Below are 13,789 nucleotides of genomic sequence, written 5' to 3'. Positions count from 1 at the left end.
TCCTAGAAATTTAAAAACGTTGCATTGATTGATGTTGATGTGTTTCTTGTAAATTTAGAAATCAACTAGACGACTATATGAATTATTGGCTGATGAAATCCGAACCGGATGTTTACTCCTGGGATGATCTTACGCGCGACAAAAAAACTACGTGGGATGGTGTACGCAACTATACAGCTCGTAACAATCTAAACGCAATGAAGAAAGGAGACCTCGCTTTTTTTTACCATAGCAACGAAGGAAAAGAAATTGTAGGTATAGCCAAGATTGTAAAAGAACATTACCCTGATCCGAAAGATGCAGACTGGAGTGTGGTGGATATTGCTCCTGAAAAGAAATTAAAATCTCCGGTAACTCTTGCACAAATAAAGAAAGATAAGCGTTTAAATTCCATGGCTCTGGTTCGACTGTCGCGACTCTCGGTACAGTCCGTTACCAAGGAAGAATTTGATTACGTGATTGCCTTAAGCGAAGAGAAAAAATAATGAGAAGATCAGGGGATATATATACCAGCACCCGGTGGCTGCTCCTTGTCAGTGGTTTACTGTTAGGCTCATGCATTCTGCATACCAGCCTGTATAGCCAGGCACTGCAGCCCGCCCGGTTCGAGCGGCCTCAAAAAGGTTCTGACGATTACTATCATATTATATCCCTGGCACAAGAGGGGCTTGCCCTCTTCCGCGAACGCGATAAGTTTAAAGGAGGCAACCGCTTGTGGGAACTTCTTTTGCTCGACACCGCCTTACAGGAAAAGAAGCTGATCGAGCTCGATATTAAAGAGCGCTATAAAATGATAGGCTATGAAGTTTTGCCCGGCAGCATGTATCTCTTATACCGCACAGGCGAAACAACCAAAAATGATTTCGAACTCATTCACGTAAAATTTGCTGACGGGGAAATCACCCGTCACACTATCAAACCGGATCTCGATTTCAAGGTTACACACTTTACACGTGCCGCAGAGACATTTGCTTTTGGTGGCTATGTTAATAACGAGCCTACCATCTTTCTTTATGAATTGCCCACCGGGCTGATCAAAGTTGTGCCCGGCTTTTTCCAGAAAGATACCGAGCTGGTAGACTTGCGCACAAATCAGAATCAAACGTTCAATTCGGTGATGGTAGACCGCGGCTCGAAAGGCGAGCGTAAACTCACCTTCCGCACGTTTAACAGCAGTGGTGAAATGCTGCTGGAAGACAAAGTGCCTCTTGAAGAGAACATCACACTGCAAGCCGGTATCAGCAGTACACTGGAGCGCGAAGAGCTTATGGTGTTCGGCACCTGGGGCGAAAAAAATTCAAAGCAATCCACAGGATTCTTTGCTTTGCCCATCGATCCGTTCGCAGATCAGAAAATCCAGCGCGTTGATTTCGGCAGCCTGCAGCATTATGTAGATTACCTCAGCACCAAGCGCGCTGCACGCATAAAGGCACTTTCCAAACAAGCAGCAGAGGCCAAGCAGATACCGAATTTTATAAATTATGTAATGCCGTTTAAAGTTACCGAGTATAAAGATGGCTACCTGCTGCTGGCAGAAGTCTATACCCCTTCCAGTACCATTAATCCTTACTACAGCAGTCCTTACTATAATCCGTATTCTTTCGGGCCGTATGGCTATAGTCCTTACTTTCCCGGTTACTACTATCCCGGCATGAGCCGCCTGTATCGTCCGTATCCGTATACCACCAATTCCAAAAGTGCTGATGAAATCAAGAGTAACGAATCCGTAATTGTAGCTTTTGATGCTAATGGCAATGTAATGTGGGATCAAAGTTTTAAATTAGAGGACGTGAAGTTGGCGTCAGTAGAACAGGCCTCAGACTTCTGCCTGGTAAGGAACAAGCTCAGCATCCTTTACAAAAAAGAGTCGGAACTAAAGATCAAATCAATCGCTTTACAAAGCGATGAGTCGCAAGAGATAACCGAGAAGATCAAGACCAACGATCCTGTTGATGAGATCCGTTCGGAGAAAGATTACGAAGGTGGAGTCCGTCAATGGTATAACAATACATTTTATGTTTGGGGCTATCAGACGATTCGGAATGTTACCAAAGAAGATCGCGTTCGCGAAGTCTTCTACATTAACAAAGTGGAAGTATACTGACTTCCTGCTGATATTTTTCATCAGTGGTTATTACACGGCTACCGCCCAGATAGAACAATCCGCGCGGTTTGAAATTCCTGTCGCCAGGAATGAAATCAAGTATAGCATCATTCCTGCACGCCAGGATGGCTTGTTCCTGATACGCAGACTTGGCTCACAAACCAGCGATCAGTTTGAGCTTGCCCGGCTGGACACTGCCTTCAAGGAGATATGGCATGGCTTCCTGGAGATCGACAAGAAATATATACTTGTTGGTGCCCGTGCCCAGGATGAAAAACTTTTTCTGCTAACGCGCTATCTCGACTATACACGAAATGATTTTGAACTCATTTGCCTCGACCAGAAAAATGGAAGTTATGTACGCTATCCGGTAAAAAACTTTATACCCTTCAATCCCATAGAGTTTCAAATCACAAAGCAAGGCGCCCTCATTGGTGGGTATTACAACCATGTGCCGGTGGTAATGTTCTATTCTTTCGACACGCAAAAATCGCGCATACTCCCGGGGTTATTGAATGAATCCGGAGAGCTTACGCAATTGAAAACCTACCCGGATGGCAGCTTCGATGTATTGATCAGCGCCAAAAATCTGGAAGGAACAAAAACCATCTTCCTGAAAAATTACGATGCTGATGCAGAGCTCATGCGAAACTTTCCACTGCATACAGACGATCGGCACCTGATTTTTGCCCAATCGCTAAAGACCAACAACAACATGCAGGTGGTGGCTGGTGTATTCGGAACACGCAATGCAGAATATTCACGCGGGCTTTTTATTGCTACCATCGATCCGGCCGGCATGCAGCAGATACGCTATTATAATTTTGGCGACCTGCAAAACTTCTTCAAGTATATGAAGGCAAAACGCGAGAAGCGTGTGAAGGCTCGCATTGAACGCAAAAAAATACACGGCAAAAAAATACGATTCAATTACCGGTTCCTGGTGCACGAAATTGTTCCCTATAAAGATCAGTATATATTGTTAGGCGAAGCCTTCTACCCCAAGTATATTACCGTAGACAGTCGCATGTATAACAGCTTTTTTTCCGGCACCAGCTCGTACTCCAACATTCGTAACGGCCGCGTATTCGATGGTTACTATTATACCCACGCGGTGGTGATGGGATTTAACCCGAAAGGCGATGTTGTGTGGGACAACAGTTTCGAGATTAACGATGTGCGCACCTTTACACTGGAACAGTTTGTAAAACTGGAGGCGCAGAAAGACAAGATTACACTGCTATATCTGTATGACAATGTACTCCGCTCCAAGATCATCAAAGATAACCAGGTGCTGGAAGGCAAAACTTCGGAGCCGATCAAAGCCAACACCGATAGAGAAATTATAGACCAGGAGAACACTGATATTACGAAGCTGGACTACTGGTACAAAGATTATTTTTATGCTTTCGGTGTTCAGGAAATTATCAACCCCGGTCAGGGCAAGCGCAGAGTCTTTTTCATCAACAAACTCAGGCACCAGTAGCCGGCTCTGATATTATCGCCTTCTTGCTTCTTAAATTCTTACTTCTAAACACATAAACGTGTATATTTGCCCGGCACTATGCAAAAGAAATTAATACTTGACACGGACTTGCTTGATATTACGATCAGTCGTCTTTGCCAGGAATTAATTGAGAATCACGGAGATTTTTCTGAGTCTGTGATTATTGGTATGCAAACCCGCGGCATTTTTGTAGCAGAGATCATTCATAAAAAACTGGAGAAGCTCACCAAAAAAAATATTCCGCTGGGTTATCTCGATGCCACATTTCACCGCGATGATTTTCGCAGACGCGAAATACCTGTTAAAGCCAACGAAACAAAGATTGATTTCGCCATTGAAGGCAAACGCGTAGTACTGGTGGACGATGTTCTCTTTACCGGGCGCACCATCCGCGCAGCGCTGGATACCATGATTGGTTTCGGCCGCCCGCAGAAAGTGGAACTGCTGGTACTCATCGATCGCAAATATACCCGCGAGCTGCCCATCGCTGCCGATTATGTAGGCAAGTCTGTAAACACACTAACATCCCAGCGCGTGCTGGTAGAACTCGAAGCACAAGGCCATAAACAAAATAAAATCTGGTTGATCAACAAGGATTAACAGCTATGTCGAAACTCAGTCAAAAACACCTGCTTGGTATCAAGAACATTACCCGCGAAGACATAGAACTTATTTTTGAAACTGCCGATAATTTTAAGGAAGTCCTTAACCGCCCCGTTAAAAAAGTACCGTCCCTCCGCGATGTAACCATCGCCAATGTTTTCTTCGAGAACTCAACCCGTACACGACTGTCGTTTGAACTTGCGCAGAAAAGACTATCTGCCGATGTTATCAATTTCTCCGCGTCCAACAGCTCTGTAAAGAAAGGCGAAACACTGCTCGATACTGTCAACAACATTCTCGCGATGAAGGTTGATATGATTGTGATGCGCCACGCTAGCCCCGGGGCACCGCACTATCTGGCCAAGCATATCAAAGCAAACATTGTTAACGCTGGCGATGGCACACATGAACATCCTACACAAGCATTGCTGGATACGTTCTCCATTCGCGAAAAACTCGGATCTGTTGCCGGCAAGAAGATCGCTATTATTGGCGATATACTCCACTCGCGCGTAGCACTCTCCAACATTTTTGCACTGCAGAAACTGGGTGCAAAGGTTATGGTATGTGGACCGCCAACGCTGTTACCAAAATTTATCAGTCAACTTGGCGTTGAAGTAGAACTCGATGTTCGCAAAGCACTGCAATGGTGCGATGTTGCCAATGTATTGCGCATACAACTGGAACGCCAACAGATAAAGTATTTTCCTTCACTGCGTGAATATTCTCTTTACTACGGCATCAACAAAAAGCTGCTGGATAGTTTGAAGAAACAGATTGTAATTATGCACCCGGGCCCCATCAACCGGGGTGTAGAACTTACCAGCGATGCTGCCGACTCTCAACACTCCATCATTCTCGATCAGGTAGAAAATGGCGTGGCTGTGCGCATGGCAGTACTATATTTACTAGCAGGAGCCACAGCATAACTATGATACATCGTGCCTGTAAACCTCTTTACTGCGCATGATCTCGACAAACTCGCAGATTTAAAACCTGAAGGCTGGAGTCCATTGAGGCCGCTCTACGAATTTTATTTGACAGCAGATTTCTGCATTCCATTAAAAGTACAGACAACGGAAATATAGCAGGCGTTGTCTCCGGCATCGTGCATAGACATACTGCCTGGCTGATACACATTAGTTTTAGCCACAGCAACTGCTAGGACGCCTTGGCGCCTTTTTGTAGTTTTACTGCAACAATTACAGCGCATGATTTACAATTCCATTATAGAAACCATTGGTAATACACCGATGGTAAGACTCAACAAAGTAACGAAAGGAATACCAGGCACAATCCTGGCGAAAGTTGAATATTTCAATCCCGGTAACTCTACCAAAGACCGCATGGCGATCAAGATGGTAGAAGATGCAGAGAAAGCAGGGTTGTTAAAACCAGGGGGTACAATCATTGAAGGTACATCCGGTAACACCGGTATGGGCCTTGCCCTGGCGGCTGTAGCGAAAGGATACCGCTGCATATTTACCATGGCCGACAAACAATCGCAGGAGAAAATTAATATTCTCAAGGCTGTAGGCGCCGAAGTAGTGGTATGTCCTACCAACGTTGCTCCGGATGATCCGCGTTCGTATTACTCGGTTGCGCGCAAGCTGAACAAGGAAATTCCAAACTCGATCTATCCCAATCAATACGATAATCCTTCCAACGCAGCAGCGCATTATGAAACCACCGGCCCCGAAATCTGGAAACAGACGGAAGGGAAGATCACACACTACGTAGCTACCGTAGGTACCGGAGGTTCTATGTGTGGCACCGCCAAATACCTGAAAGAGCAGAACCCCAATCTTGTAACCGTAGGTATTGATACATATGGTTCTGTTTTCAAAAAGTATAAAGAAACCGGTATCTTCGATGAGAACGAAATATACCCCTACCTCACCGAAGGCTTTGGAGAAGATATACTCCCCAAGAATGTAAACTTCGATGTGATTGATCAATTCATTAAAGTTACCGATAAAGATGGCGCCATTGCTGCGCGCAGACTTTCGCGCGAAGAAGGCTTGTTCGTGGGCTGGTCAAGCGGATCAGCATTACACGGTGCACTGGAGTATGCGCGTGAAAATATGAAGAAAGACGATGTAATGGTAATCCTGTTACCGGATCACGGAACGCGTTACCTCGCCAAAGTATATAACGATCAGTGGATGAAGGATCACGGTTTTACAGAAGCCCGCTCCTTCCGTTCGGCCCGCGATATCATTATGGCACGCAATGGAAAAGACAGTCTCATTACTGTAAATAAATCGTCTAAGGTAAGCGAAGCTATCGTGGTAATGAACAAGCAAGGCATTGACCAGATACCGGTAACCGAAAATGGTCAGTTTGTAGGAAGTGTCAATGCATCAAGCCTGCTGGAAAAAATTATTCAAGACCCTCAACTGCAGTCCAAACAGGTAGGCGATGCCATGGATAAACCGATGCTCTTTGTAGCACCCGACAGCACACTGGATGTATTGTCATCTTTATTGAATCGTGATAACAAAGCTGTACTGGTGCGCGATGCCCAGGAGAACGTACATATCATAACGCAGCATGACGTGCTGCAGGCGGTAGCGGGATAGGTGTTATCCGTTACAGGTTGATTGTCATTGGAAGTGCCAGATGAAACGTCTGGCACTTCGTTTTTTATAACCGCCCTCATGCCACAATTGCGCGTAACATTTCATTGAAATCTGCAGATTAAAGTATACATCACCCTTTATGTTTGGAAATAGTATAAAAATCACAACGACATATATCCTTTATTGTGGTATAAACGCTTGGCCAAAATAACGCTTAATGGGGAACGCTGAATGACCCTGCAGCCTAAAAAAGCATATTATATATTTCCTCACATTTACCGCTCTCTGTATTATCCCCTGATTATCAGCAAAAAATTACTCTTTCATCCGTAAATATACGGGCGTTGCCTTAAGCATTTACCTGTACATCACCTATGTACTAAGCCTGATAACCAATAAAAGGCCTTTGTATTTTCTTTGTCTCTCGAAACGAAGTACACTATGATGAAAAGGTATTCCATTCTATCCGGTGCTTTCCAGCGTAAAGGCTATGTTATACTCCTATATCTGCTAGCCATGTTACCCGTTGCTTATGCACAGGAAAAAGACACAACGAGTCTCGATTATTATGACATGAGCCTTGAAGAGCTTATGAACATAAAGATATCGGTAGCCACGAAAGTGGAGCAAAATGTGGACGATGCTCCCGGAAACACCATTGTTATTACACGCCAGCAGATTATGGATATGAATGCACGTACATTAAAAGACGTACTGAATGTATTTGTACCGGGTATGGATGCATTACCTGCATCTATGAAATATGGCGACCGTGTGGAGACCGTATACTCCCGCGGAATCAACTCCGACTTCTCACAGCAGATACTATATCTGTATAACGGCAAAAATAAATTCAACGAAACCACTTTCGGTCAGCCGTTGGGTTTTATAGAATTTACGCTGGAAGCTATCGAGAAGATTGAGATCAGCACATCACCGGTTCCGTTACAGGGTGGAAGTGCAGTTACGATTATAAACCTGGTAACACGCGACCAGTCTGTTGATGGCACAGAAGTGTTCCTCAACACCGGCTTTAAAGACGGTTTGCTGAACAAGAAGGCAACGGTGCTCTATGGCAAAGAAATCAACGACTGGCATATAGGCGGCTCGCTTCAATTTTATGATGATAAAGGTGTGAAGCGCAATTCATTGGCAGGCACCGGGCCGAGCGGCAGCCTGATACGCGATCCAAAGTATATACGCGATGGCACCAAATCGGCTTATAATCTTACATTGAATGTGCAATCTCCCGATAAAAAAGTAGAGTTTGGAACCTGGTATAAATTTGCCAATCAGGATGCATATATGGCAGGTATACTACCGTGGACTTCGGGTAATACACAGAATTATATCGGCGAACAACTTCAAACATACCTATCGTGGAAGGCCAACAGGCATTTGGAGATTACCACAGGCTATATGTGGCATTATTTGTCTTATCCCGGATTTCCATTCTTCAATACACAAACCAACTTTGATACATACCTGGAAGCCAACTATACGAATCAGCTTGGCAAGAAAAAAGAACATGCTGTTTTGTTGGGCGGAAAAATTGAACGTGAAGGGCAAATCGGTAATACAACCTATTATTGGGATGACCGGATCAATGATTTTCGCGACACTACGGCATACCCGTTAGCCCCGAATCAAAGTAGAAATGTAGCATCCGTTTACCTGGACGACAACTGGGCAGTAACTTCGCGATTCTCTGTTCTTGCCGGTCTGCGGTTCGATCACTACGATAACTTCGCGAACACAAAAATATCCGCAGCCAATCCGCGTGTAGGAGTATCCTATAAATTAATGGATCATTTAACAATAAAGGGACTCTTTGCTGCCGCGCATCGTCCGCCAACGCTTTATGAGCTGACAGGGCAAACGTTACTTCCGTTGTATGGCAATCCCAACCTGAAGCTTGAACACATCGACAACTTTGAAGTAAACATGATCTATAAAAAGAATAACCTGAAAGTAAAGATCAGTGCGTTTAATGAGATTTACCGCGATCAGATCATCTATTTACCCATTGATAAAAATTTATCCGACCGGGATACTACGCAGGCTTTTAATGCCGGCAAAACAAATGTATTGGGCCTTGACTGTAGTGTAAATTACTACCTGAACAAGGACTCCTATATATTCTTTAACGCAGCGAAGCTGCACACAGAGACCGCACAAAAAACTTCCGTGCAATTCTTACCTTCTGTTTATATCAATGGTGGCGTAAACTTCAAAGTAAAGTCGGTAGATATAAATCTGACTTCATATTACCGTGGCAAGCGCCCTATGCCTTCCAGCTATACCATCAATACCCGGGAGGCATCAGGCTCTATATTTGTCTCCAACCTGTCGCTATCGTACAACCTGAATAGCAACATTCGTTTTTATATGTTAACACAAAATCTATTCGACCGAAAAAATGTATTTCCGCTGAGTATAGATGGGTACTACATTCCGTTAAGGGGACGTGTTGTAAATGTGGGCATAACGGCAAGACTTTAGGATATTAATCCGTTATCCGTTACAGGTTAACTGTTAACCGCTAGTAATAAAAAAGGAAGAGTCATATGTTCATATGACTCTTCCTTTTTAGTTATACCATCCTGACTGGAGCACCCGGCTCAGTGACGATTTAACAGTTAACCTGTAACCATTAACATGTAATGGTTAACAGTTCCCTAATTCTCCAATATCTCAATCTCCACACGCACGTTCTCGCTGGCGTGAGCTCCAAGTTTGTCATAGATTGGTTTCTTACCACCCCATGCTTTTACCTCCATGCGGGCGGGATCTATACCGTTGCTAGCCAGGTAATCGCGAATAATAACAGCACGCTCTTCTGATAATTTTTTGGCTGTGCCAAAGCCTTCAGTAGCATCGGTGAGTGAGAAATACTCAGTGCCATCTTTCGGCTTGGAAATGATCTTGCCGCTGGCATTACCATTGGTATGACCGTGTATGCGAATTCTGTATTTCGGATTCTCGTTGAGCATGTTCAACAGGCTCGTAACTTCATACTTCGACTCGGGTCGCATAATGGCAGCGTCCTTAAAGAAATATACATGGTACATAATCGCGATGTCGCCTTTTTGCAGTCGTACCAACTCAAAAGGTACAACCGTAGCACCCTGGTCATCCTGCTCTACACCTTCCCCTTCCGGGTTGTTATAGTTCATATCTTTTTGAGTCTTGCGGTAGCCGAACACTTCACAAACAAATATGATGTTGTCTGATTTGCTGGCCGGGTCTGGTATCTTTACCGGTATATTACCTTTGAAGGTTCCCATCTTACGAGTGCGGTCTACATCAATCGCAGCCACATCTCCTTCTACCACACTGTTATCCGTTCCGCGATACAGGCGGAAAAAGAATTTCTTGCCTTCCACACCATTATCAGGTTCTGCCGGCTGAGTTTCTGTGGTAGTCTTTTCTTCAGCAGGTTTGGTCTGTTCCGGTGGGGCAGTCGTTGTTTGAGTAACATGATCTTGCACTGCTACCGTTTCTATCTTTTTATCCGTTACGGGGTTGATGTCTACACCTCGAGTTACTTCAACAGGCGCTGTTTCTTTGGTAAGTGAGCCGCTATACACCCATGTTTCACCCAACTCTGCCTGCTCACGCAGCCGCTTGGCTTCATTGATGGCAGCAGTGCGATCGTTGGTGCTCATGACATATACATAATACAGATCACGGTTCTCGTTCTTTTCATACTTGGCGTCAAGGTTCAGGTCTCTTTGCGCATGATCGCGAAAACGTACAGCATTATGATGATACTTGAACGCACCGATCACGACATAATTCTGAAATGCCTCAAGATTGACTTGCTCGAGACGCGATGCTGCGGTAGGCTGCTGCGAAGTAATGATCACCAAAAAAGTGCCTACCAGTGCAAAAAGTTTAAATGTCTTCATAGACACACTGGATTAAAGGGTAAAAGTTCTACGAATTTACCAAAGATTTAACAAAATACAAGTAAGAAGCTACTTATCAGTTGCTTATATCTTCGATAGCACCTCAAACTCCTGCACCAGCATTTCGCCGTTCTCGTCCATCACCGTTAAAGTATGGTGTCCCTGCTGAGGATTCACCGTGAGATGATGGCTTTTTTTCGTACTCCCGATATACGTACCGTCCAGGTGCCAGAAAACTGTTATGGAGGGATTACGATGGGCCAGTTCAAACACCGCATTGCCCATTTTGCCATTAAGGTCACGGGGTATAAAAATGCGTGCATGCGGTTTGGGATAGATAAGATCCATCGCGGCTACTGAAAAGGATGACTGGCAATCGCTGCGGAAAGGAGGCAGTGTGCGATATGATATATTCTTCGGCCGGTAATAATATTCCTGCACCGGAGGCAACACAAACCAGTTTGCTTCTACCATGTTATTGACCGAGGCACAGGCACTATGCACCCTATATTTCTGATCGGGAGAGAGATGTACTTTACGATGCAACGGACAGGCCATACTCTGCAAACCACTTTTTGCTACATACATCGTGTCTACTTCATCGCAGTTGGCACTGTTGCGATAGCCGCTCCGGGCACATACAGTGATCTTCTCCATTTCCATGCGCGGTTGTTGAAACCAGCCTTGCCCCGGTAGCTGAGAAAATATATCGAACAATACTGGGGCTGCAGCGTCTGTACCGGTAAGTCCCGGGCGACCTTCACCATCGGCGTTGCCGGCCCATACACCTACAACATAATCAGGCGTAACGCCTACTGCCCATCCATCGCGAAAGCCAAAGCTGGTTCCGGTCTTCCACGCAATCGGGCGTGCACTGTTGAAGTATCGCCATCCTGATTCTTCTCCGGGGCGGTATAATTCTTTCAATGCTTCAAATGTCTGGTATATCGCGGCTGCCCCTATATAAGAAGTCTCTTCGAGGTCGGGAACATGATCTTTACGCGCTGCTTCTGATGCCGGTATAGCATAGCGAAGCGGATGAAAATCATTTCGGTTATACCGGTTCGTACCCGGATGTTCAAAGTAATTATTCAATGTTCGAGCCATCGAGGCATACATGCCGGCAATCTCCCACAGCGTACCTTCACCTCCACCCAGTATCAATGATAGACCATAGTGATCCGGTGGATGTGTAAGGGTAGTCATCCCCAGCGATCGTAACAATGAATGCAATTTTTCATAACGATAATCACGCAACATATATACTGCCGGTATATTCAGTGACCGGATCAGCGCCCGATCAGCCGGCACAGCACCATCATAGTCGTGCGAGAAATTTTTCGGAGTAAATCCATTGATAAAAACAGGAATATCGGGCAGCATCGTATGCGGAAGCATTTTACCTTCGTCCAGCATGGCAGCAAAGAGGAAAGGCTTTAATATACTTCCGGTACTGCGGGGAGCCATTGCTACATCCACATCATCACCGCGATAATTTTTCCCGTTGGATACATTGCCCACGTAGGCTATAACATTTCCGGTGCGTACATCGGCTACAATAGCTGCTGCATGATGAATTTTATTACTCGTCAGCCGGTCGTGATGATTTTGCAGTATCTGTTCTACACGTTGTTGTAAAGTATAGTCGAGCGTTGATGTGAGTTTCTTACCGGCAAATCCTTCGCTGCTCATGCGCGTTAAAAGGTGACGGGCAGCACGTGGAAGAAGTTGAGGTTCTTCAGGTATCGGTTCTTCTTTGGCAAGCGAACAGGTAAAAGCATCAATCTTGCCGACAACTTGCAGTCTATCCAACAATCTATCGCGCTTCGCTTTCAGCATGTCACGGTTCTTTCCCGGGTGGATGAGCGAAGGTGCGTTGGGAAGCACGGCCAGCAAACACGCTTCTCCCCACGACAACTCTCTGGCATCACGGCCAAAGTAACGCCAGCAGGCAGCCTCTATACCCACTACGTTTCCTCCGAAAGGAGCATGCGATGCATAGAGTGCTAATATTTCAGCTTTCGAATAGCGTAATTCAAGCCGGGTAGCCAATACAATTTCGGTTGCTTTTTCCAATAGTGTGCGCGACTCTCCTTTACGCGAAAGGCGAATCACCTGCATGCTCAAGGTGCTGCCACCACTCACAATTTTTCCTGCAGCTATATTTTGCCTGAAGGCACGGCCGAGCGAAAGTATATCGATACCTATATGACTGCGAAAACGCTTGTCTTCGTACGTAATAATAGCATCAGCAAATTTTGAAGGAACAGAATCTGTTTCCGGAAAACGCCATTGTCCATCGCGCGCTATAGCAGCACTCAGCAACGCCCCATTGGAAGCTTCCAGCACCGTTGAATACGGATCTTGAAAAAGAGCAACCGGCAATGAAAAATAATACACCACAACGCCTGCCAACAGCAGCCCGACTCCAATCCTGATCCTGATGTTACGTGTCATTCCTGTTACAAAAATACATCAATAACCTGAGGCTTATGATCTGCCAACAAATATTTGACGACTGGTGTAGTCATATACTACGCTATCGAGCCATAGATCTTTCGTACTATATTCCGGTTAATATCATCTGTATTAAAATTAACCAGTATCCCGAGCTTTCGGTCAGACAGTTTCAGATAGGTGAGCACTTGCTTATGGTGAACGTTTTGCAATCCTTCAATGGATTTTATTTCTACAATAACCGTATCATTCACGAGTATATCAATACGAAAGCCCAGGTCCAGAAGCATGTCGTCATACAGGACGGGGAGTGCTACTTGTGTTTTTACATCCAGGCCGTCTTTATCGAGCTCATAGGCGAGGGCCGCTTCATAAACGGATTCGAGTAATCCAGGTCCAAGATTTTTATAAACACGAAAAATTGCACCTCTTATTTTGAAGGATATATCATTTTCTGTCATACAACGGGTTTGTGAATACTACGAGCTATAATAGTAGAAAATAAACACACTATATGCAAGGAGGCCGTCAAAATTTTAACGATGTTATATATAGTATATCCTGATGTAACGTAATTCAAAAATATCTCCCACAGATTTCACAGATGAGCACAGAATAAAAACCA

Annotated in this window: 10 protein-coding genes; 7 read left to right on the top strand and 3 right to left on the bottom strand. The window is 44.8% G+C overall.

Annotated features, from left to right (window positions below; genetic code table 11):
- The first annotated feature begins 77 nt into the window (after positions 1 to 77).
- The 7 genes from V7Q33_RS19385 (at position 78) to V7Q33_RS19355 (ending at position 9,298) form a co-directional block, all read left to right on the top strand.
- A complete protein-coding gene (locus tag V7Q33_RS19385) occupies positions 78 to 485 on the top strand; it encodes an EVE domain-containing protein (protein ID WP_333820950.1) in 408 nt (135 codons plus the stop codon).
- Complete coding sequence (locus tag V7Q33_RS19380) at positions 485 to 2,104, top strand: hypothetical protein (RefSeq protein ID WP_331975753.1); 1,620 nt, start codon at positions 485 to 487, stop codon at positions 2,102 to 2,104. The genes V7Q33_RS19385 and V7Q33_RS19380 overlap by 1 nt, the downstream gene beginning before the upstream one ends.
- Complete coding sequence (locus tag V7Q33_RS19375) at positions 2,043 to 3,590, top strand: hypothetical protein (protein WP_333820949.1); 1,548 nt, start codon at positions 2,043 to 2,045, stop codon at positions 3,588 to 3,590. The genes V7Q33_RS19380 and V7Q33_RS19375 overlap by 62 nt, the downstream gene beginning before the upstream one ends.
- Before the next feature lie 78 nt (positions 3,591 to 3,668).
- The gene (gene pyrR, locus V7Q33_RS19370) at positions 3,669 to 4,211 is read left to right on the top strand and encodes a bifunctional pyr operon transcriptional regulator/uracil phosphoribosyltransferase PyrR (RefSeq protein WP_331975749.1); all 543 of its coding nucleotides are present in this window, start codon (positions 3,669 to 3,671) and stop codon (positions 4,209 to 4,211) included.
- 5 nt (positions 4,212 to 4,216) lie between these two features.
- Complete coding sequence (locus V7Q33_RS19365; protein WP_333820948.1) at positions 4,217 to 5,143, top strand: aspartate carbamoyltransferase catalytic subunit; 927 nt, start codon at positions 4,217 to 4,219, stop codon at positions 5,141 to 5,143.
- Between the two features lie 282 nt (positions 5,144 to 5,425).
- Positions 5,426 to 6,796 (top strand): pyridoxal-phosphate dependent enzyme, encoded by a 1,371-nt coding sequence (locus V7Q33_RS19360; protein WP_331975745.1) that lies wholly within the window; start codon positions 5,426 to 5,428, stop codon positions 6,794 to 6,796.
- Positions 6,797 to 7,237: 441 nt separating this feature from the next.
- Positions 7,238 to 9,298 carry a TonB-dependent receptor plug domain-containing protein gene (locus V7Q33_RS19355; RefSeq protein WP_333820947.1) on the top strand — a complete coding sequence of 687 codons (2,061 nt, stop codon included), beginning with the start codon at positions 7,238 to 7,240 and terminating at the stop codon, positions 9,296 to 9,298.
- A gap of 176 nt (positions 9,299 to 9,474) precedes the next feature.
- Here the strand turns inward: V7Q33_RS19355 and V7Q33_RS19350 are convergent, their stop codons facing one another.
- From V7Q33_RS19350 to V7Q33_RS19340, 3 genes are all read right to left on the bottom strand, one after another.
- Positions 9,475 to 10,707, bottom strand: coding sequence for an OmpA family protein (locus tag V7Q33_RS19350; RefSeq protein WP_331975741.1), 1,233 nt, complete (start codon positions 10,705 to 10,707; stop codon positions 9,475 to 9,477).
- 84 nt (positions 10,708 to 10,791) lie between these two features.
- Positions 10,792 to 13,164 (bottom strand): penicillin-binding protein 1C, encoded by a 2,373-nt coding sequence (gene pbpC / locus V7Q33_RS19345; protein ID WP_333820946.1) that lies wholly within the window; start codon positions 13,162 to 13,164, stop codon positions 10,792 to 10,794.
- A 77-nt stretch (positions 13,165 to 13,241) separates the two neighbouring features.
- Positions 13,242 to 13,625, bottom strand: a complete 384-nt coding sequence (locus V7Q33_RS19340) for a GxxExxY protein (protein WP_333820945.1) — start codon at positions 13,623 to 13,625, stop codon at positions 13,242 to 13,244.
- Positions 13,626 to 13,789 lie beyond the last annotated feature (164 nt).

The sequence above is a fragment of the Ohtaekwangia sp. genome, assembly GCF_036786105.1.
Lineage (GTDB): Bacteria > Bacteroidota > Bacteroidia > Cytophagales > Cyclobacteriaceae > Ohtaekwangia.
Note: the sequence above shows the minus strand (reverse complement) of the source record. Positions and strands in the feature narration are given on the sequence as shown.

Excerpts from the sequence above, each read along its gene's own strand:
- V7Q33_RS19385 (WP_333820950.1), top strand. The coding sequence starts at position 78 with ATGAATTATTGGCTGATGAAATCCGAACCGGATGTTTACTCCTGGGAT.
- V7Q33_RS19365 (WP_333820948.1), top strand. The coding sequence starts at position 4,217 with ATGTCGAAACTCAGTCAAAAACACCTGCTTGGTATCAAGAACATTACC.
- pbpC (WP_333820946.1), bottom strand. The coding sequence starts at position 13,164 with ATGACACGTAACATCAGGATCAGGATTGGAGTCGGGCTGCTGTTGGCA.
- V7Q33_RS19375 (WP_333820949.1), top strand. The coding sequence starts at position 2,043 with ATGTTACCAAAGAAGATCGCGTTCGCGAAGTCTTCTACATTAACAAAG.
- V7Q33_RS19350 (WP_331975741.1), bottom strand. The coding sequence starts at position 10,707 with ATGAAGACATTTAAACTTTTTGCACTGGTAGGCACTTTTTTGGTGATC.
- V7Q33_RS19380 (WP_331975753.1), top strand. The coding sequence starts at position 485 with ATGAGAAGATCAGGGGATATATATACCAGCACCCGGTGGCTGCTCCTT.
- V7Q33_RS19340 (WP_333820945.1), bottom strand. The coding sequence starts at position 13,625 with ATGACAGAAAATGATATATCCTTCAAAATAAGAGGTGCAATTTTTCGT.
- V7Q33_RS19360 (WP_331975745.1), top strand. The coding sequence starts at position 5,426 with ATGATTTACAATTCCATTATAGAAACCATTGGTAATACACCGATGGTA.
- V7Q33_RS19355 (WP_333820947.1), top strand. The coding sequence starts at position 7,238 with ATGATGAAAAGGTATTCCATTCTATCCGGTGCTTTCCAGCGTAAAGGC.
- pyrR (WP_331975749.1), top strand. The coding sequence starts at position 3,669 with ATGCAAAAGAAATTAATACTTGACACGGACTTGCTTGATATTACGATC.